Origin of the sequence: Paenibacillus sp. EKM10P (assembly GCF_011800655.1) — a bacterium.
GTDB classification, from domain to species: domain Bacteria; phylum Bacillota; class Bacilli; order Paenibacillales; family Paenibacillaceae; genus Paenibacillus; species Paenibacillus polymyxa.
This window is the reverse complement of sequence record NZ_JAALET010000008.1, coordinates 1-20,850: the sequence shown is the minus strand read 5'-3', so window position 1 is coordinate 20,850 and position 20,850 is coordinate 1. Positions and strand designations below refer to the sequence as shown.

Genomic DNA, 20,850 nt, shown 5'->3' with positions numbered 1-20,850 from the left:
GTATCCTTCTTACATGGAACGGCGTCTTTTTATGCACGGCTTTTTTATTTATTTTTAAAATAAGATATCACACACGAAAACGGGATACGACCTGATTAAGCGTATCGGAAACACCTGTAAGCGACTTGGCAGAGCTATCCAGACCTTTCAGGTCCTTTAGCTGCCGTTCGGATCGTTCCGAGACTTGGCCTGTACGTTCAGCTGAAGCTTTCGCAATGTCTGCAAGATAACCAATGGAGGCTGCAACTTCCTCTGAGCCTGCCGACATTTCTTCAGAGGCAGATGAGACCTCCTGCACTTCTATCGCCACCTGCTGAATATCTTGATTCATCGCAATAAAACGTTCTTCCACCTCACGTAAAATAGATACGCCTTCATCCATCTCCAGAGCCCCCTGCTGCATTCCTTCCAAAGCGAATTTGGTTTCTTCCTGCATGGATCGGATTCGACTTGTAATTTGCTCCGCAGACTCGCTTACGTTTACGGCCAGCTTTCCGATTTCTGAAGCCACTACAGCGAACCCTCGGCCATGCTCCCCAGCACGAGCGGCTTCAATGGAAGCATTCAGCGACAGTAACTTGGTCTGCCCACTAATATCCTGAATCATTCCAATAATGCTGCCAATTTGAGCGGACCGCTCATTTAACGAGCTTACTACCCTGCCTGCCTCATCCATAGACATTTTTGCTTTATGCATTCCTTGGCTGACCACGTTCAACCGTTCATTTCCTTGTTGTGCTTTAAGTTCAATCTCAGTGGTAGCCTCGGATACATGCTGTATAGATTCAGCAATACGCTGTATGCCAACAGCCATTTCTTCCATCGCAGTCGCACTTTCTGCTGCTGCGGCCAACTGAAGCTCTGCCCCTTCCTTTACCTGCGCCAGTTCTCCTGCATTATGGTGCGCATCTTTAGTCGCTCCGGAAATCTCCTGAGATATTTTTAAAGATACACCTGAGATTACACCTGACTCTTCGCTCAAGCGTGATGCCATTCCTCTGGTTGCAACAATCACCTTATTGATCCCATCAGCCATTTGGCCAAATTCATCTTTACGATGATGTGGTAATTCAACGGTATAATCACCAAGTGCCATACGATTGGTCATCTGCCTAATTTTTTTAATTTCTTTGATCATGCCTGAATTGTTAATCAATACCGCTCCCATAATTAGTAAAATACCTATAACACTAACAATCAGCAGAAGTTTAAGCATTTCATTCGCAGAGCGATTCAAATCCGATTCTGGCAGTAATACACCAATTTTCCATCCGGTTTGTGGGAGTGTTTCGTACATTATCCGGTAGTCCTCATTATCAATGTGTATGGATAGTTGTCCAGACATACCACTTTGAATAGATTGTGCTGCTTCCGCATTCATCGTGTTTTTTAACGGCTCGCCTGCTTTTAAGGACTGAAGACCGGATGACAGAATGGCTCCATTCTTATCCACTAAGATCGCACTACCTTGAGTACCAAACTTCATTTTTTCAATATACGTCTGGATACTCGTCATGTTTAGGTCGCCTGTAATGACACCTAATAGTTTCCCCTCCCTGTCGTAAAATGCTTTCCCTGCCGTAATCATATTGATGTTCAGCTTGCTATCGTAAAAAGGCTCTGTGAAATTTATATCTTTACCACGTTCCACGGCTTCTGTATACCAAGGCTGCGTTAAATAGTCATATTGCGAATCGTCATATTCAGTCGATTGCTTGACTAGCTCGCCGTCTCTATGCACATATATTGAACGGTATGTCACTCCTGGGTCATACGCATCTTTAGCAAAATAAATCCCTAACCCGTAAGTCATATCATTTAATGTCAGCTCTTGTTCAAAGAGTCGTCCATAGCCCTCAATGTTCATTTCTGTTCCCAGTTGTTCCGCACTCTTAGTCAGCATCGAAACAAGCAAAGCATGACGATCTACGTTAGCTGCAATATCTGCTTGAGCCCTCGACAAGGAATGAGCAGCATTTTGGCTTATTTCCGTATCCAGCTTCTGTTTGGCAAAAAAATAAGACAAAAAGTTGATTAAAATCAGCGTTATAAGTACTAACGGAACCAAGGTAGAAAGTGTCCGTGCTTGTAAACTCTTAAATTGAAATATACCCAATGTATATCCCCCTCTGTTTCTTTTTACACTTTTATCGACATTTATTTTATTTTTTTATAACTATTTTCCAATAAAAACCGTGGTAATTTGTTACAATAAAATAATCCAATTTAATTACAATCAAAAAATAGTCCGATGGAGCAACTCTTTAGATAAAGAGATGTTCCATCGGACTATTTAGGCAATCCATGTATAAATATTTCCCGGGAAACCCCGGTTTCTAAACACTTAATACTTAATACTTAATACTTAATACTTAATTAGGGTGAATACATCTACATCAGGCAGCTTTGCCCGTCCGTTGAGGTCAGACAGCTCGATAAGAAAGGCAGCCCCTGCCACATTGCCACCAAGTTGGCGTACCAAGTTAACGGACGTAGCGATGGTTCCACCTGTAGCAAGCAGATCATCAGCAATCAGAACATTTTGCCCCGGCTCAATCGCATCCTTATGCATAGCTAGAGTATCCTTACCATATTCCAAACCGTATGCTTCCTCAATGGTTTCTCCAGGCAGCTTGCCACTCTTACGGATGGGAATAAAACCAACACCAAGCGCATAAGCCAGAGGTGCACCGACAACAAATCCACGTGCTTCCGGACCTGCAATCAAATCAATTTTTAAATCAGATACCAGTTCCTTCATATCGTTGATCGCCTTGCGATACAGTTCACCATTTTTCATTAGGGTCGTAATGTCCTTAAAACTAATCCCTGGTTGTGGAAAATCGGAAATTACCCGAATATATTCTTTGTAGTCCAACTTAGTTCCTCCTACTGTAAACTTCTAATTAGTATATACATTTTACAAAACTACAAGGTAATATCTCAAGACGCACCTTTCATAAGCGACATGATCCAGCTCGTCATCTGGGTGGTGTCCGCATCCAGTAAATACCGCTCCATCTCAGCCATATTGTACAATTCCTGATAGCGCGGAGAAGCAGTTAAATCCCGCTTGGGCGGATTGGATACAAAACAAAATTGACCATCTGTACGAGTCAAAAATTCAAGATCCTCGAAGATGTCCAATACCTTGGATAACATGCGCACTGAACACGAGCACTGCCTGCTAAGAGCAGGTAGCATTGCTTTTTCATCAATTAGCTGTGTTCCCATTCGAGAAAGCACAATGTAAATACGCTTAAACAGCTCCCTATCGGGGCTCACGAGCCGGCCGCCACGCTCACTGATCGAATGAAGAAGAAACACGTTCTCTACATTCTCAAAGGTAGACCATAATGCATGAAACTGCTCGGGTGTATCTGGCGGCTCCAGTACGAACAGCGACTTCACAGAGTGCTGTGTATCTTTTCGACCATCACTAGGAGTAACGCTGCCATCTTTATCGTATAACCATAAGTATTCAGCGCCCACGGAGCTCGATGTCCGAAGCCGGGATGACGGATGGATCAACACCGCAACATCATTCTTTCGTTCCTCTAAGCTTGGATGGAAGATCCTCAGCCCTCGCTCCAGTTCGGCAAGTGGGTCCGATACTCCACGATAATCAAAAATTTGCGGAGCCTGCACACGAATATCCTGCATCATCAGCTGAAGTGAACGTTTACCGTTCCACTCGTTAATTGATAACTCGCCCAACAGATCTATGTCCGTTTGCTGCTGTAAAAAATCAGCCAAATCGCCACGTCGGAAGGCAATCGCATCCAACGATAAACCATTCTGCTCCAATAGTAGCTTCACATGGTTTTTCTCACGTCCCATTTTGCGAGCCTCGCGCAATTGAAGCCCCTGTAATATGAATCGTGGAGAAGGATTTCCCATCCCAAAAGGCTGAAGTAATTCCAGTTCTTCAACCACTTGTAAAGACACCTCATCCAGACGACAGACCATATCAGCCTCAGCTATAGGGATAAAATCCTCCGGTGTCAAAATGGAACCTGCATAGCGGTTAAGCCGTTCTTCGAATAATTCCAGATTGTCACGGGACAGCGTCATCCCCGCTGCCGAAGGATGTCCACCAAAATGCTCCATGAGCTCATGGCAATCTGTAAGAGCACTGTAAATATCCAATGCAGGAATAGAACGAGCAGAGCCTTTGCACATGCCTGTCTCCGCATCTATGCCTAGAATAATGGTCGGACGATAATACCGATCCAATAGCTTGGATGCCACAATTCCGACGACACCAACATTCCAGCCCTCACCAGCCAAAACAATCACAGATGGAAGCTTGCCTTCATTTAGTTTGGATGCTAATTGCTGCTCGGCTTGCTCCACAATGTGTTCGACCACTTGTTGACGCTCACGATTGAGCAGATCCAGCGCATGCGCAAGCTGGTCTGCTTCCTCCTCTTTTTCTGTCGTCAGCAGGGAAACTGCTCGTCCCGCATGATCCAGACGCCCGCTCGCATTAATCCGCGGTGCCAATGCAAATGCGATGTTGACCGAAGTCACTGTGGATATCTCCACACCCGCTACATGAAGCAACGCCCGAATTCCTGGAAATGCAGTGTTTCTCATGGATTGAATCCCTCTACGTACTATCGTCCGATTCTCACCATGTAGTGGCATCAAATCAGCTACCGTACCAATAGCGGCGATTTCAAACCATTCCTCGGGTACTTCACTCAACAGCGCCTGAGCCAGCTTCAGAGCAACACCAACGCCTGCAAGGCCTTTAAACGGGTAGGGACAATCCGGCAGCTTCGGATTGATCAAAGTATAAGCCTCGGGAAGCACAGCAGGCGGCTCATGATGGTCAGTCACAATCACATCGATTCCTAAGGAAGTCGCATAAGCAATTTGCTCTACTGCACTAATTCCCGTATCCACTGTAATGACCAGCGTCACTCCCTGCTGATGTGCCCAATCTAGAGCATGATTGTGCAGACCATATCCCTCATTAGAACGATGGGGAATGTAAATATCATAAGAAGCCTTCAGAAAACGCATAAGCTGAATCATCAATGATGTACTGGATACGCCGTCCGCATCATAATCGCCATAGATTAATATATGCTCGCCGCGCTCCAGAGCCTGGCGAATTCTCGGCACGGCCTCTTTCATGCCAAGAAGCAGAAATGGGTCGTGTACATCGTCCACACTTCCGTACAAAAAGCGGTTTGCTTCCCCGGCCGTAGTGACGCCCCGGTTCACTAAAAGCCGGGACAACAATGGTGAAATCCCCAGCTCTTCTGTTAACGGCTGAGCCGCTTCCAGGTTAACCTCCGGGGTCTTCCATCTGTACTGCGAATGAAGCAATCCTATTCACCTTTCTTTCATAGTCGGCCTGCCTTATTGAAGCAAGGACGACGCATCATTATCTGGCAGTTCATAGTTGGATTTATAAGGATACCCGGCTTGGTAAGAAATGAACTGCATTTGTACATGAGTCACCTGTGGAAAACGGGCTAACAGTAAATTTTTGGCTCGATCAGCAATTTCCTGCGCCTCCTGCACCGTAATCCGCGGGTTAACACTTATCGTTACATCCACTGTTATGAAATGACCCGTTTCCTGAGCATGTAAGTGTTCAACCGTTACAATACCATATACCCGTTGAATCGTCTCCATAAAGCGCTGGGAGTCTTCCTCCTGCAAGGGCTGTGCAGGCACCTGGTATGCGGTATTCATTACCATGAGATATCCTTTACGCAACACCAGACAGGCTACCAGCAAAGCTGCAGTTGGATCAAGATATAACAATGCAGGCCACTCCATTGCCTCGCCAGTCATTGCACCGATCATGCCGATCAATGCAATCAGCGATGCATATAGCGAGTACCGTTCATGGTTAGCGTACCGATCCGCTTCCGCTTTATGGCCGTGTTTAATCGAGTAGCGATATTGAAACTGAAACAACGCTTCTCTCAACACCAAAGCAATAAACACGGTAATTAATGCGTACAAACCGGGAGCTTGCGGTTCCGAACTGCTTAATGAACGAATAGCAGAAATAGCTAGTTGAAGTCCGCTCATCAGCACTAAAATAGCCAGCACCACAGATATAACCGTCCGAACTTTTTCACCGTTCCGCAACCGCGCCAGCATTCCGTGATCTGTACCACCCTTGGAAAACAGCATCTCCTGCAAACGGGAAGCACTATCCGCAGCCGTGTGCAGTGCATCCCCCATCAACGCCTTGCTGTTTGCTGCATAACCGACGGTTCCCTTTAGAACAGCCAGCGCGAGATTGCCTACAATTCCGCTCAACGCCGCAGTTTCTAATGATCGGCTGCGTTCGCTATTCACAACGTTTCCCCCTCAATCCTGAACTAACCATTTCCCGATAAAGCTCCAATCCAATATAACCGAATTCTTAAAACCTTAGAAAACCGCGCCCAAGCAGACGCGGCTTTCTCTTTAATTTATACTACTGGTATTTGCGTAACTTAAGACTTTGCAGTTTTGGCCGCTCCACCAGTTGTTGACGTCTTTTGTTTTCCCTTCAAAGCTACCCACAGCGGGCTGGCAATGAAGATGGAAGAGTAAGCACCGAACAGCAAACCGATAACCATCGCAAGCGAGAACATCCGAATGGACTCGCCGCCAAAAATGAATAGGCAGACGGAGGCAATAAACACTGTAAACACAGTTGCGAGTGAACGCGTCATTGTCTGTGCAATACTGTGATCGACGACTTGCTCCAAGTCGGTTCTGGACTTTTTCTTTGCAAATCGCAGATTTTCCCGAATACGGTCAAAAATAACGACGGTGTCATTAATGGAGAAACCGACAATTGTCAGAATAGCCGTAATAAAGGTCAAATCCACCTCAAGCCGGAAAATCGAGAATATACTAATGACGAGAAACGCATCATGCAGCAGCGAAACAATTGCAGCAACCGCAAAACGCCATTCAAACCGGATCGAAATGTAGATAGCAATAGCCACAGAGGCCAGCAAAATCGCCCAGATTGCATTTTGCTCCAGCTCTTGCGCCATTTCCGTATCCACCGTATTGACCTCAAATGATGCCTTCGGATCAAGCTCTTTGTTAAAAGAGGTTTTGAATTCATTCACTTGCTGATCCGTTAATACCTGTGAAAAACGAATGCCGAAACGCTCTTTACCTGGTGTATAATCCACCTCTTTGCCGATCCCGTTCTTGTTCAGCAAAGCTTGAATCTGTTCTTGTGTAACTGTCTTAGTCAAATTAACATCCACGTTGGAACCGGAACGGAAATCAACCCCGTAATTCAAACCAAATATCGATAAGCTCAAAATACCAAGCAATGTGATAATAATCGAGAACGTGTAAAACCACTTGCTCATCTTGACATATTTATAGTCCCAATTAAAGCGCACTGATATCACTCTCCTTCACACCAAAATACTTGGCCTTCTTCACAGCATCTGCTTTAACCAGCAGATTGAGCAAGAAGCGCGAGAAGAAGATATTTGTCAAAATACTCACGACAATATCAACGATGAGCACGAGAGCGAATCCTCGAACGGAGCCTGTACCCAGACCAAACATGACGGCTGCCGCTATAATTGTCGTAATATTGGCATCCATAACAGTACGGAACGATGCCTTACTGCCTGCAATGACAGAAGAACGAATCGTTTTGCCTGACTTGATTTCTTCTTTAATCCGTTCATACGTAATGATATTGGCATCCACCGCCATCCCGATCCCGAGCACGAAGGCTGCGATACCCGGAAGTGTGAGCACGAAACCGCCCAAATAAAAAATCGCAAGCACCAGCCAGGTATGAACGATGAGACAGAAGCTAGCTATCAGTCCCGGTACACGGAACATTGCAATCATAAAGATCAGAATGATGACCGAACCGATCAAACCGGCACGGATCGTCTGATCCAGTGACAACTGACCCAGTGTAGCTCCTACACTCTGAGAATATTTTTCCGTCAGTTTAAGCGGAAGAGCACCCAGGTTGATCGTATCTGCTAGCTTGTTCGCCTCATCACGTGTGTAGCTACCTGTAATCGAAGCACTGCCATCCGTCAATTCACTACGGACTGTAGGTGCAGACAGTAATTCATCATCCAGGAAAATAGCCAACTCTTTATTCATAAGTCGCTTTGTGATTTCTGCAAATTTAGCTTTGTCTTTTACTTTGATACTAATCTCAGGCTTGTTCAGCTGATCATAGCCTACCACTGCACCATTCTCCACAAAATCATTACCGCGGAGCTCAATTTTGCTGTATTGACCCGGCTTTTTAGCATCTGCTGCCGTTGCACTACGGAAGGTTAACTCTGCGGGTTTTTTCAGCATGGAGCGGACTTCCGCCTCATTAGAGACACCAGCAAGCCGCACGCGAATCCGATTGCTCCCCTCAGTTGTTACTTCCGGCTCAGTCGTACCAAGCGCATTAATACGTCTCTCCAAGCTTTGTGCTGTTTGTATCAGAGACTGGCTGGTTACACGCTGCCCGGCTTCCAAAGGCTGGGCTTCATATAAAATTTCAAAGCCTCCCTTTAAATCGAGGCCTAATTTTAAACTTTTTAGTAGGCCCGGGCTTGTCCCGACCATAACACCAGTAGTTATGAGCACGACCACGATGAAACTTAGAATTCTTTTCATTCCGTCCCATGTTCCCCTTTCATTCTCAATATTCCTATTATAGCTACCCCTCAAAAAGCAGTCAATTTGAACGCAAAAAAAGACCCCCTTCTATTCGAAAGTGGAGCCCCGTAATGCGGACATCGTCAAATAGTTCATAAAGCTCGTCGCTTTAAGGGAAAGTATATCGTTAACGAGCTTGTGCAGCGGAGGAATACCCTCCTTTTCATATTTATGGCTGACGCAATTCCACACGTCCTTACTGGTGACATGTTCATAACCTACAAGGATCAGCTCGTCTGCCTTACTTTGACAGAGTATCTCAATTGCGTCATCCCAATCCTGCTCATCCAGCTCTTCCATACCCACGATGGTCGTTCCTCCTCCCAGCGACTATCGGTTCCGCAGATCAGCAATTAGCGGGGTTATTGACTGCTTTATAGAACATTTCTGTCCTGATCTTGGAAAACCCTTCTTTTCATCGAAAAATAGCCGTAAATCAACAATATATGCATTCATTTCGCTCGTCAATAGCAGAATTCACCACTCTCCCTCTTGTAGTCTGGATCACCTTGTTTCTAAGCTGAAAAGCTTGTCATGAACATGGACAGGTTCAGCATATCTTCTAAAGAAACACATAGACGCAGAATTTCATTTTGGGGAAGAGGGAGTTGCGATTGAAAAAGCAGACATTCATTCATGGAGCAATTATTTTATTGGCAGCGGGAATCATCAATCGGCTACTGGGTTTTATTCCCCGAATCGCACTCCCGCGTATCATCGGCCCCGAAGGAGTCGGCTTGTACCAGCAGGGGTATCCCTTTTTTATTGTACTAGTGACTCTTATTACCGGCGGCATCCCTCTTGCGGTAGCCAAGCTTGTAGCTGAAGCTGAGACGGCGGGGCAACCCGAAATGTCGCGGCGTATTTTGCACACTAGCTTGCGCTTCACCATTACACTCAGCCTGATCGCCATGGCAATCTGTCTTGTGTTTGCACCTTGGATCACAAGCCATCTCCTGACCGACAGCCGTGTGTATTATACATTCGTGAGTATGAGCCCAATGATTGTCATTGTTGCTGTTTCCTCAGCTTATAGGGGCTATTTTCAAGGAAAACAAAATATGATCCCTTCCGCAAGCTCCTCCATTGCGGAAACCGTCATGCGCATTTTTTGCGTCATTTGGTTTGCTTACTTGTTACTTCCCCATGGGGTAGCCTACGCTGCTGCGGGTGCAATGCTTGGTGCTTTGGCGGGTGAATTCATTGGCATGGTTGTGCTGCTGTGGCAATACGCCTGGAATCAGCGAAAAGATCACATTCTTCAACCGAAGGCGCCTTTACCTTCAGAAGTTCATACCGAGCAATCATCCGTTTTGTCACGTCTTATGTCGATTTCCGTTCCCGTTACTGCTGGAAGGCTTGTCGGTTCCTTATCTTATTTGCTCGAATCTATCTTATGCATGCGTAGCCTCGCCGTAGCAGGCATTGCAACTGGCGTGGCAACTGCACAATATGGAGCCATGCAGGGCATGGTTATTCCTGTGTTATTACTACCTGGAGCCCTTACCAGTTCGCTGGCTGTTTCACTCGTGCCTTCGTTATCCGAAGCAGCAGCAAAAGGGCATATTACCGCCATTCACAAACGTTTGCATCAATCGCTTCGTCTTGCTTTAGTCGCAGGAGCGCCATTTGCCGTAATTATGTATGTATTAGCAGAGCCGCTGTGTCTGCTGCTCTACAATAATGGCGATATTGCGGGCATGCTTAAACTCATGGCGCCCTTTGCACTTTTTATGTACATTCAGGCCCCGCTTCAGGCAGCACTTCAGGCGTTAGACCGTCCTGGAAGCGCCTTATTGAACACCTTTGTCGGAGCCATTATCAAAATTGGGCTGATTGTATGGCTTGCTTCCCAGCCTCAGTACGGTATCTACGGAGCTGTCATCGCCATCTGTATTAACAGTGCTATCGTTACCCTCCTACATGGCTTCAGTGTCAGCAGACTGCTTCGCTTTCGTGTACGTTTACTTGACTTCTGGAAAACCGGGATAGGCATGATCATTATGGCGGCAGCGGTATTATATACCTACAGACATTTAACGATTTTCGATCAAATGTGGCTCCAGTTTATTTTTGCCGCAGGCTTGGGAATTATTCTGTACCTTTTCCTGATGACCTTGATCAAAATGATCGACTGGGACAACCTCACACGCATTCCAATCCTGAGAAGATGGTTTAAAGCATAAAATAAGCTAATCTGAAGATTCTCCATAGACCGGTGGTGTAATATATACATCCCCTCTATGGTTGACCGAGCATAAGAAAACATCCTTAAAATCTTTGTGTCCCTTCGCTTGAATCTGATTTTTAAGCCAAAAACGGTTCATATCCATCCGTTCCAAATTTCGATCCAGCACCTTGCCATCCATAATTAATGGAATCGGCAGTCCCTCATATCTAAACTTTCCACCGATTTGTGGAGAAGGGTGGACTCTATTTTCCTGGTGCTCTTTGCTTATCAAATCATTCTCGCTTTGTTCCTGCTTTATTTTTTCGCGTTTAGCGCCATCGTAAATATCCTTGCTAATCACCGTGAGTTTACCTGTTGTTTCCAGAATGACATATTCAACCTCGTCCAAACTTTCTATATTTTGTTCACGAAGTTGTAACAGCAAGTCATCTAAGTTATAACGCTGCTTCGCCATTTCGTCCTTGTTTAGTTGTCCATTGGAGAACAATACACTGGGCCTACCATCAAATAGTAAGCGCAGACGCCGACTTTTCAGACTGAAATAGGAAATCCCGATTTGCAAAATTAACAGCACTCCTAAAGGAATCAACCCTTCATAAAGTGGACGTTTTATATCCTCCAGGCTGAACACAGCAATTTCCGCAATCATAATGGATATGACGAGATCGAAAACAGACAGTTTTCCGATCTCCCTTTTACCCATCAAGCGCATCACCAGATATACAATAAAATACATGAGCAGCGTCCGAAAAATATGAGCAAAAATATCGTGACTCAATAGGTTCGCCTCCTCTCCTGTACTTGCGACAAGACATTAGTCGTTCATTGTACACGTATTCTGACCGTTCCTCACTTGGCTCATACAAAAAACAAAAGGCTAAATTATTGAAATAAAGAGAAAGACTGCTTACGACTTGGTACTAACCCGGGAAGCTTGGCCATAGAATGATAATAGTTCAAACCTTGGTACAGGAGGAATTATCCATGGAGCTCATTCGCCGCTGGTGTTCGTTTCGTCTGGCCCATCCCATTTTATCCGGCTTATTTTATGCCTTTGCATGGATGCTGTTTGGCGCATTGATTCTTTCAATACTCTTGTGGATGACACAGATGCAAGAACAGGATTTATCATTGTATACGTACATCGTCCACGCATTCGCCATGCTATCTGGCGGCTTCGTCGCTGGTAAAAGATCCACGAACAAAGGCTGGTATCAAGGCGGTATTACAGGCATTCTGTATGGACTAATCGTTCTTCTGGTCGGTTTTTTGGCATTGGATGCAGGCATGAACGGTAAAGACCTGATGCACTTAGGAATCGCGTTTGTCATAGGAGCAGGTGGCGGGATGTTTGGCATTAACTTCAGCAAGTAAGTCGACATGTATGCAACACAAAAAAACCGAGCCTCCTCTAAGGCTCGGTTTTTGCATTACAATCGCATATTACGATTTAGAAACAACTTCCTCAGTTGCAGTGTCTTTTGCAATCGCATTACTAATTGCACTGCGGTCAAAGGTCAGCTTTGTCACATCATTCACACGCAAAACAACCACATCGTCCGTAATCTCCACAATTGTACCGTGAAGACCTCCGATTGTAATTACTTTATCTCCCTTTTTCAAAGCTTGAAGCATCGATTGACGCTGCTTTTGTTTTTTCTGATTCGGACGAATCAGCAAGAAATAGAAGATTACAAACATCAGAGCCAGTGGCCAGATCATTTGAAAAAGTCCGCCAGCTCCACCAGGTGCAGCCGCAGCTGTAGCAAAATGAAACACATTAAATCCCCCTTTCGTATACTCTCCCCTAAAACTTAAAAGCCTTTATCATTATCATGAAGACCGTACTGCTCAAAAAATTCATCGCGGAAATCAAGCAGCCTGTCATCCATAATCGCTTGTCTGACATTACGCATCAATTGTATTAAGAAATGCAAGTTATGATACGTTGTCAGTCGGAGCCCGAAGGTTTCATCTGCTTTAATTAAATGTCGCAAGTAAGCACGTGAATAATTGCGACAAGTGTAGCAATCACAAGCCGGATCAAGCGGGCCAAAATCGCTTGCATAATTCGCATTCCGAACGACAAGACGTCCTTGACTTGTCATCGTTGTCCCATTGCGAGCAATTCGGGTTGGAAGTACACAGTCGAACATATCCACACCACGAATGGAGCCTTCAATCAAAGCATCCGGCGAACCTACGCCCATCAGATAACGTGGTTTGTTGGTAGGAAGCAGAGGAACCGTATAATCGAGCACTTCATACATCAAATGCTTAGGTTCACCTACACTCAGTCCACCAATAGCATACCCCGGGAAATCCATGGAAGTCAAATCTGCCGCACTTTGCTTACGCAGATCTTCATGCATGCCTCCTTGTACAATGGCGAACAGACCTTGATCATGAGGACGCGCATGTGCCTCCAAACAACGCTCAGCCCAACGGCTGGTACGCTCCAGTGACTTTTTCACGTATTCATACTCAGCCGGAAACGGTGGACATTCATCGAAGGCCATCATAATATCCGAGCCAAGTGAGTTTTGGACTTCCATTGCCACTTCCGGAGAAAGAAACTTCTTATCTCCATTTAAATGAGAGCGAAAATGAACACCTTCCTCTGAAATTTTACGCATTTCACTTAAGGAAAACACTTGGAATCCGCCGCTGTCTGTTAAAATAGGACGATCCCAATTCATAAACTTGTGCAGTCCGCCCGCTTCACGGACAATATCATGACCAGGACGAAGAAACAGATGGTACGTATTACTCAAAATAATTTGAGCATCCATCGCTTTCAGTTCCTCAGGGCTCATCGTTTTAACAGTTGCTTGAGTTCCCACAGGCATAAAGGTTGGAGTCTCAATCACTCCGTGTGGTGTGTGTACACGCCCCAGACGTGCTCCTGATTGCTTGCAGGTCTTAATATGTTCGTATCTTATTGCTGGTGCCATATTTTCTCTACCATCCTTAATTAATAAATGAACATAGCGTCCCCGAAGCTAAAGAACCGATATTTTTGGTCAATCGCCTCCTGGTAAGCATGCATAATATTCTCTCTGCCAGCTAGTGCGCTGACCAGCATAACCAAGGTGGACTTAGGCAAATGGAAATTCGTAATCATTGCATCCACCACACGGAATTCATAGCCTGGATAAATAAAAATCTGTGTCCAGCCACTGCTGGCCTGTAGCACACCATCTACGAAGTTATTGCCCACCGTCTCCAGCGTTCGGCAACTGGTTGTTCCCACTGCCACGACTCTCCCACCGCGTGCCTTGGTTGCATTGAGTACATCTGCCGTTTCCTGTGACAATGAATAGTATTCTTCATGCATAACATGTTCTTCAATCGTATCCACCGACATCGGTCTGAACGTCCCTAAACCGACATGAAGTGTGATAAAGGCAACCGTAACGCCCTTCTCTTTAATTTGGTCCAGTAATTCATCTGTAAAATGTAACCCTGCCGTTGGTGCCGCAGCAGAACCTTCGTGCCGAGCATAAACGGTTTGATACCGCTCACGATCATCCAGCTGTTCCTTGATATACGGAGGAAGCGGCATCTGCCCCAAGCGATCCAGAATCTCCTGAAAAATACCATCATATGAAAATGAAAGTACCCTTCCGCCCATATCTCCTTCTTCCTCAATAACTGCCTTCAGCTCATCACCGAAAACAATAACAGCTCCCTTTTTCAGCTTTTTGCCGGGTTTCACCAATGCTTCCCATCGGTCTCCCTCCAGTTGTTTAAGCAGCAGAACCTCGGCCTTAGCCCCAGTGTCTTGCTTGATGCCAAACAAACGTGCAGGAATTACCCTGGTATCATTCAGAACCAGCGTATCCCCTGGCTGAAGATACTGCACAATATCCGAAAATGTATGATGTCCCACTTCGCCGTTGTTTTTGTTTAACGTCAGTAATCTAGAAGCGGTCCGCTCAAGCAAAGGCGTCTGTGCAATTAATGTTTCAGGTAGTTCAAAATCGTAGTCGTTTACGTTCATATATTGGTCAGTCCTTAACTATATCCACATTTTTGTAATAGTGTTGCAAAATTTTCTTGTAATCATACCCCTGCTCTGCCAAACCGTTGGCCCCCCATTGTGATAAGCCCAAGCCATGACCATTCCCTTTACCTGTAAAAATAAAGCTTTGCGTTTTGTCGATGACTCGTGCATGGCGATCTTCATTCATGACGACCACCCCGTTACCACTTGAAGTGCTGGTGCCAGATGCAGACAGAATTTGGGTGCCTTGTGTGCCGCTTACATGAGTAGTAGCTCCATCAGCGCCTAATACAGTATAACTGCCGGTACTCGCAATATCAAACAATGTGCTCGGCAGTCCCCCCATCGCTGAGCGATACATGTCCGGATATTTCACTTTTAAAGGAGTGCCATCTGCTTCAACCTCCAATACTCGCCCTGACGGACCTCGTTTGGTGACATCAAGGTGATTAATAGAGGATGGTACCGTGCCAGTTATTTTTCCTTGCAAGGACTTAGCAATTTGAGCTGCTGTAAAGGGGCCTCTAACCCATGCATAGTCTCCGGATTGAGGCACCTTTTCCAAAACAATCATCTCTTCGCCCGGCTGCGCCTTTGCTACGGGTGTAACCGTTGATTGGATTTGGGGAATAGGACGCACATTTGTATTTTCTGCAGTGACGGTGATTTTGTCTAACCCTGCTTCTGTAACTCCCTCTAGCTCCTTAGCATTATCCTCGCGAATATAGCCTGTCTTGCCACTGGAGAGAAGTACGTGATACCACTCTTGTGCTCCTTTTTGTGCCGAAGTATCTCCCGAGCTGTCCACGCTCGCAAACGCTTCACCACCACTATTCCACACCTCGGAAGCATCTGCTGTCACACCGCCCGCATTAGAAGAGAATACAGCTTCGACTACTTTGCTGCCACTCTTAATAACTTCACCAGCTGTTGCATCTACAGCCTCGTTGACATTCGCATGTTCTGAGCTCTTACCGTTGTAAGCTTGGCTTAGGGTGCCATCTACCACATTGCCGATCTGAAACCGATTGCCTTGGGCAAGCGCATAACTGCGAGCAGCTACCGCTTGAGCCTTGAGCGCTTCATCTGGCCATGAAGAATAGACCTCTGCTCCTACTACGGAATACAAATACTGCTCCAAAGGGACTTCATTTACAAGCGCCAGCTGTCCTGACGTCATGCCAATCTCCATGTCGCCGCGATATGTACGCTGTGATCTTTCGACCACTTGGATTCCATTATTACCGCCGTTGACAATTACCTTGCTGTTATTAGAGCCACTTAGCATGTAATGAGACATCGCCTGTGAGCCTGTCGTTACTCCTGCTTCCTGTCTTAGAATCAGACCAGTTTGAGTAGTATTCACTTTGGAAAGGGTGAGTCTGGGCTGCTTGCTCTCCAGTTCTGTTTTCAAGGCCGACAGCTTGCTGTCATTACTTTCTTCTCCAACCCATACAGCGTACTGGCCTCTTGATTGAATTACTGTAAAAGCATCAAAGCCTGCGGCAGCAATAGTCGTGCGAACAAGATTAGCCTCCTGCTCGGTTCCGTAGCTTCCCGTCGACCAATGTTTGTTTCCCTTAACTTCGGCCTGTGCTCCGGTTGCTGAGGAAATCCGCTGCACAGCAGCCTGTGCCGACTGTTCACTAGCATATAATCCCGCATACACTTGATAGACAGAGCTACCGTTTTTTGAACCGATAAAAACAGTAGGTTTATCATTAGTCTTTTGCAGAGCTTGAGCCGCTTTTATCGCAGTCGCTTCATTTCCTTCAAGTACCTTCACTCGATAGCTGTCTACACTAAAACGAGCCGTACTGTCCGGCAGTCCCATCCAAGCCTGAAAGCTTCCCCCACTGTTCTGGCCGACACTCAGGCTTCCTGATGATTTCAAAGTTACAGCGGGGACTGTCGCTTTATATTTACTACCTAGATCCGCAAAGATCACTACACGAATCTCTTCTTGGGCAGCAGCAGCGTGAACGCCCGAAGACCAAGGTATGCAAGCTGTAGCTAATACCATAATAACTGCTGCTCGTTTGAAGCCGCCTGTCCACGCTCCGAAAGTTTTTTTTCGGTTCAATGTTTCTCCACTCATTTCTAGCTCCCCCAATTCTAGCTGACTAGCACTTTTATTACATGATTTATCGGATCTCGACCTGCGTATTTCCCTTTAAATACATCGGCGGAATAAACCAAATTTTGAACCCGCTCGAATCGGACTTACACACTTCTTACCTCAATTTATCTGTCTATCCATTTCATATCGCCATACTTACGAATAGCATTCAATGATTTTTAAAAGGCACCATGGTTTTCTAGTCACCGTGGGTCTGTTGGCATTGGAATTCCAAGGTGAGCATATGCCGTCGGAGTCACTGTTCGTCCCCGAGGTGTTCTTTGTAAAAGACCAATTTGTAACAAATAAGGCTCATACACATCCTCAATCGTCTGGCTCTCTTCGCCAATGGTCGCAGCAATGGTGTCCAATCCTACAGGTCCGCCCCGGAATGAATGAATCATAGCCTTAAGCATTTTATGATCAATTTCATCCAGCCCGAGTGGATCTATTTGAAGTCTCCTTAGTGCCTCAGCAGCCAACTCTGAATGAATAATACCGTCTCCAGCCACTTGGGCAAAATCACGTACCCTTTTTAACAGTCGGTTGGCAATCCGCGGTGTTCCCCGTGAACGCAATGCAATTTCCTCCGCAGCATCCCCGACAATCTCAATTTCCATAATATCCGCATTCCTAGACACGATGTAAGCCAGCTCGTCTGTCGTATAAAACTCTAACCGACTAATAACGCCAAACCGGTCACGTAATGGCGCAGAGAGCAACCCAGCGCGTGTAGTAGCACCTATAAGAGTAAAGGGAGGCAAATCCAAACGCACCGAACGTGCACTCGGACCTTTGCCAATCATAATGTCTAACGCAAAATCTTCCATCGCCGGATACATCACTTCTTCCACTGTACGATGAAGGCGATGAATTTCATCAATGAACAAAACATCCCCCTCTTGCAGGTTGGTCAGCAATGCTGCCAAATCTCCTGGTCTTTCAATTGCAGGGCCTGAAGTCGTACGTAAATTAACCCCCAACTCATTGGCGATAATGTTAGCCAGCGTGGTTTTACCCAATCCAGGCGGTCCGTACAATAATACATGGTCCAATGCTTCTTTACGCATCTTGGCTGCTTCAATATATACTTTCAGATTTTCCTTAACCTGATTTTGCCCGATATATTCATTTAGATAACGGGGGCGAAGGCTTAACTCCGCCGTCTGGTCTTCCATCATCAAATTGGCGGAAATAATCCGGTCATCCATATTCCATCGCTCCTCTTTTTACCAGAATCCTATCCACGGACATCAGCGTCCTATCCGGCAAACAACAGTTGCAAAGCCCGTTTCATCAAAATGTCGGCAGAATCATCAGGTTTCGCATCTTTCTTCATTTTGCTCCATACCTTATCTAACTCAGCATCCGTGTAACCGAGCGCCTTAAGCGCCTCACGCGCCTCACTCCAATACGAACCTTCGCCTTCTTCTACAACAGGCTCCGCAAACAATCCGGTAGCCATTCCCAACGCCCCAATACCGTCCAGCTTGTCTTTCAAATCTAGAATCATGCGTTGTGCCGTCTTTTTACCGATTCCCGGTAATTTGGTGAGAAATGTGATATTCTCCTGGTAAATCGCCGTCACCACATGAGCAGGCGTACCGCCTCCCAAAATCCCAAGTGCCACACGCGGTCCAATACCAGATACATCGATCAGTTTACGGAATAATTGCTGCTCCTCACGGGTTGCAAACCCAAACAGTAAAATAGCATCTTCCCTTACATGATGATGAGTGTAAATAACCACCGGTCCTTCCGTTTTGGCGAACGCGTAAGGATTGGGACAAAATACCCGATACCCTACACCCTGCACATCCAAAACGACATATTCATTTTCCAAGTGAGCTACAGAACCACGCAAGAAATCTATCATTTTCGTAATACCTCATTTAATTTTGAATTTAGTCCATAGGAATGCGCATGACAAATAGCCACTGCCAAAGCATCCGCTACATCATCCGGTTTGGGCACAGCCTGGAGCTTTAGAAACATTCTAACCATCTCCTGTACCTGCTTCTTCTCCGCCTTGCCATACCCTACAATAGCCTGCTTTACCTGCATCGGCGTGTATTCCCCTATAGGCAAATTACGTTGTTTGGCAGCTAATACCAGCACTCCACGTGCCTGACTTACGGACATAGCCGTTGTAACGTTGCGATTAAAAAAGAGCTTCTCCAATGCTACCGCATCCGGTTTATACTTATCAATTAATTGCAACATGCCTTCATATACATGAAGCAGCCTGTCTTCTTCGGGGGTGTGTGCCTCCGTCTGGATGCAGCCATACTGCACAGGAACCACCTTACTACCAACCTTGTCTACAAATCCGAAGCCCACGATGGCAATACCCGGATCAATTCCTAGAAAACGCAAAAAAATCTCTCCCCTATCGCTCAAACATGACGTAACTAACCAACAGCCAGCACTATCGTCAATATACATGACCAAATCCCATATAAAGCGAACATATGTGTCGTTCTTTTTATTATAACAAAACTTTGTATCTAATAGAGGAAAAAGTTTAACCATGAGTGAAAACATAAAAAGAGACGCTACAAACCTCACCTCGTGGGCAAAGCCTAACGTCTCCGTACTTGGTGTAATCAATAATGCTGCTTTAATACCCTCTGTGTTCGCTCCACTGCAAAATCACTAAAAGTGGAGATTACACTGTTATACTCATTTATATCCTGTACACGGATTCCCTGCTGAAGTTGTTTATATACCCCTTCCGGCAAGGCCGTCTCCATGGACCCTATATCCAATTGAAAAAAGGTACGAATTACTTTTTCCTTTTTTGGTAGCCCTTCAAACAGTGTAAGCTGCCCATCAGTGCTTAAGCCCATATATGCGCGCTCTTTGCATGACTCCGACAAATCTTCCACTCTGCGCTCCAGCCACACTTCTCCCTTAGTATTAAGCCTTCCCTTCCAATCGGGATGTTGCTTCAGCAAATTTTCCAGCTGCTTTGAACTTAACGTTCCCAAGGAAGTGGTCTCCGTGCCACATACGTAGGTAGTTAACAAACGGGTCTTCCTGCTTATACCGGAAGCACGAATACTTTGCAATAGCTGCATCTGTGGGGAGCGGTCTTCGGTCGGGCTATATGATAACTCCTTCATTTCCACCTCTGCCATAACGGGAGTAGCCAGTGGTTGCGACAGCATAGCCTGCATATGATTCGAAAACAGAACGCCCAAACCTGCCAGTAAACAAGCCGCACTAAAAATAGTACATGCCCACACTGCTCTTCTCCACTGTTTCCAGCGCCGTTTCATCTGTTTTTTCCAACTTAATCGCTTCACAGTAATCCCTTCCGTCCCACTTTTTGTGTTAGTGTGACCTGAAGATTACTGAATTATACAAAAGATAATAACATAAACAAAAAAGCCGCTGCTTCCAGCGACTTTCTTTTGAATCGGGATGACACGATTTGAACATGCGACCCCCTGGTCCCAAACCAGGTGCTCTACCAAGCTGAGCTACATCCCGAAATAGATGCCGGTGAGAGGACTCGAACCTCCACGGTTTCCCTCACGATTTTGAGTCGCGCGCGTCTGCCAATTCCGCCACACCGGCTTATGAAGTTAATGGCGCGCCCTGAGAGATTCGAACTCCCGGCCTTTTGATTCGTAGTCAAACGCTCTATCCAGCTGAGCTAAGGGCGCAAATATGGAGCGGACGACGGGAATCGAACCCGCGACCCTCGCCTTGGCAAGGCGATGCTCTACCGCTGAGCCACGTCCGCAATACAATTATATTCATGACGTATAAGTGCATGAATGGTGAGCCATGAAGGACTCGAACCTTCGACACCCTGATTAAAAGTCAGGTGCTCTACCAACTGAGCTAATGGCT

Annotated in this window: 18 protein-coding genes and 4 tRNA genes; 2 read left to right on the top strand and 20 right to left on the bottom strand. The window is 45.8% G+C overall.

Annotation, left to right across the window (positions count from 1 at the left end; genetic code table 11):
* Positions 1-67 precede the first annotated feature (67 nt).
* The 7 genes from HFE01_RS17900 to HFE01_RS17870 all read right to left on the bottom strand — a co-directional run bounded on the left by HFE01_RS17900 (position 68) and on the right by HFE01_RS17870 (position 8,979).
* On the bottom strand, positions 68-2,116 hold the full coding sequence (locus HFE01_RS17900; RefSeq protein WP_019688325.1) for a methyl-accepting chemotaxis protein: 2,049 nt from the start codon (positions 2,114-2,116) through the stop codon (positions 68-70).
* 249 nt (positions 2,117-2,365) lie between these two features.
* Complete coding sequence (locus HFE01_RS17895; protein WP_013372637.1) at positions 2,366-2,878, bottom strand: adenine phosphoribosyltransferase; 513 nt, start codon at positions 2,876-2,878, stop codon at positions 2,366-2,368.
* A 65-nt stretch (positions 2,879-2,943) separates the two neighbouring features.
* Positions 2,944-5,340: a single-stranded-DNA-specific exonuclease RecJ gene (gene recJ, locus HFE01_RS17890; RefSeq protein WP_019688326.1), complete on the bottom strand. Its 2,397-nt coding sequence runs from the start codon at positions 5,338-5,340 to the stop codon at positions 2,944-2,946.
* A 33-nt stretch (positions 5,341-5,373) separates the two neighbouring features.
* On the bottom strand, positions 5,374-6,330 hold the full coding sequence (locus HFE01_RS17885; RefSeq protein ID WP_019688327.1) for a cation diffusion facilitator family transporter: 957 nt from the start codon (positions 6,328-6,330) through the stop codon (positions 5,374-5,376).
* Between the two features lie 140 nt (positions 6,331-6,470).
* Complete coding sequence (gene secF, locus HFE01_RS17880; protein ID WP_019688328.1) at positions 6,471-7,385, bottom strand: protein translocase subunit SecF; 915 nt, start codon at positions 7,383-7,385, stop codon at positions 6,471-6,473.
* A complete protein-coding gene (secD, locus tag HFE01_RS17875) occupies positions 7,375-8,631 on the bottom strand; it encodes a protein translocase subunit SecD (protein WP_016819134.1) in 1,257 nt (418 codons plus the stop codon). The genes secF and secD overlap by 11 nt, the downstream gene beginning before the upstream one ends.
* 90 nt (positions 8,632-8,721) lie before the next feature.
* Positions 8,722-8,979 (bottom strand): post-transcriptional regulator, encoded by a 258-nt coding sequence (locus HFE01_RS17870; RefSeq protein ID WP_013372642.1) that lies wholly within the window; start codon positions 8,977-8,979, stop codon positions 8,722-8,724.
* A gap of 308 nt (positions 8,980-9,287) precedes the next feature.
* Between HFE01_RS17870 and spoVB the strand changes: the two genes are divergently transcribed.
* Positions 9,288-10,859, top strand: coding sequence for a stage V sporulation protein B (gene spoVB / locus HFE01_RS17865; protein WP_016819135.1), 1,572 nt, complete (start codon positions 9,288-9,290; stop codon positions 10,857-10,859).
* Between the two features lie 6 nt (positions 10,860-10,865).
* On the opposite strand, the gene HFE01_RS17860 is transcribed toward spoVB, so the two are convergent.
* Positions 10,866-11,642, bottom strand: a complete 777-nt coding sequence (locus HFE01_RS17860; RefSeq protein ID WP_016819136.1) for a YetF domain-containing protein — start codon at positions 11,640-11,642, stop codon at positions 10,866-10,868.
* Positions 11,643-11,848: 206 nt separating this feature from the next.
* Between HFE01_RS17860 and HFE01_RS17855 the strand changes: the two genes are divergently transcribed.
* Positions 11,849-12,238, top strand: a complete 390-nt coding sequence (locus HFE01_RS17855; protein ID WP_016819137.1) for a TIGR04086 family membrane protein — start codon at positions 11,849-11,851, stop codon at positions 12,236-12,238.
* 69 nt (positions 12,239-12,307) lie between these two features.
* Here the strand turns inward: HFE01_RS17855 and yajC are convergent, their stop codons facing one another.
* From yajC to HFE01_RS17795, 12 genes are all read right to left on the bottom strand, one after another.
* Positions 12,308-12,643, bottom strand: coding sequence for a preprotein translocase subunit YajC (yajC, locus tag HFE01_RS17850; protein ID WP_016819138.1), 336 nt, complete (start codon positions 12,641-12,643; stop codon positions 12,308-12,310).
* Between the two features lie 35 nt (positions 12,644-12,678).
* A complete protein-coding gene (gene tgt, locus HFE01_RS17845; RefSeq protein ID WP_019688330.1) occupies positions 12,679-13,818 on the bottom strand; it encodes a tRNA guanosine(34) transglycosylase Tgt in 1,140 nt (379 codons plus the stop codon).
* 20 nt (positions 13,819-13,838) lie between these two features.
* Positions 13,839-14,867 carry a tRNA preQ1(34) S-adenosylmethionine ribosyltransferase-isomerase QueA gene (queA, locus tag HFE01_RS17840; protein WP_107734569.1) on the bottom strand — a complete coding sequence of 343 codons (1,029 nt, stop codon included), beginning with the start codon at positions 14,865-14,867 and terminating at the stop codon, positions 13,839-13,841.
* A gap of 7 nt (positions 14,868-14,874) precedes the next feature.
* Positions 14,875-16,968 carry a SpoIID/LytB domain-containing protein gene (locus tag HFE01_RS17835; RefSeq protein WP_107734568.1) on the bottom strand — a complete coding sequence of 698 codons (2,094 nt, stop codon included), beginning with the start codon at positions 16,966-16,968 and terminating at the stop codon, positions 14,875-14,877.
* 224 nt (positions 16,969-17,192) lie between these two features.
* The gene (gene ruvB / locus HFE01_RS17830; protein WP_044787290.1) at positions 17,193-18,200 is read right to left on the bottom strand and encodes a Holliday junction branch migration DNA helicase RuvB; all 1,008 of its coding nucleotides are present in this window, start codon (positions 18,198-18,200) and stop codon (positions 17,193-17,195) included.
* A gap of 50 nt (positions 18,201-18,250) precedes the next feature.
* Entirely contained in the window at positions 18,251-18,865 is a 615-nt protein-coding gene (gene ruvA / locus HFE01_RS17825; RefSeq protein ID WP_025365638.1) for a Holliday junction branch migration protein RuvA, read from the bottom strand.
* Positions 18,862-19,365, bottom strand: coding sequence for a crossover junction endodeoxyribonuclease RuvC (ruvC, locus tag HFE01_RS17820; protein ID WP_016819144.1), 504 nt, complete (start codon positions 19,363-19,365; stop codon positions 18,862-18,864). The genes ruvA and ruvC overlap by 4 nt, the downstream gene beginning before the upstream one ends.
* A 230-nt stretch (positions 19,366-19,595) precedes the next feature.
* Positions 19,596-20,297 carry a BofC C-terminal domain-containing protein gene (locus tag HFE01_RS17815; protein WP_016819145.1) on the bottom strand — a complete coding sequence of 234 codons (702 nt, stop codon included), beginning with the start codon at positions 20,295-20,297 and terminating at the stop codon, positions 19,596-19,598.
* Positions 20,298-20,410: 113 nt separating this feature from the next.
* A tRNA-Pro gene (locus HFE01_RS17810) sits at positions 20,411-20,484 on the bottom strand.
* A 7-nt stretch (positions 20,485-20,491) separates the two neighbouring features.
* Positions 20,492-20,571: transfer RNA gene (locus HFE01_RS17805), tRNA-Leu, on the bottom strand.
* Between the two features lie 12 nt (positions 20,572-20,583).
* A tRNA-Arg gene (locus tag HFE01_RS17800) sits at positions 20,584-20,660 on the bottom strand.
* A 5-nt stretch (positions 20,661-20,665) separates the two neighbouring features.
* A tRNA-Gly gene (locus HFE01_RS17795) sits at positions 20,666-20,740 on the bottom strand.
* Positions 20,741-20,850 lie beyond the last annotated feature (110 nt).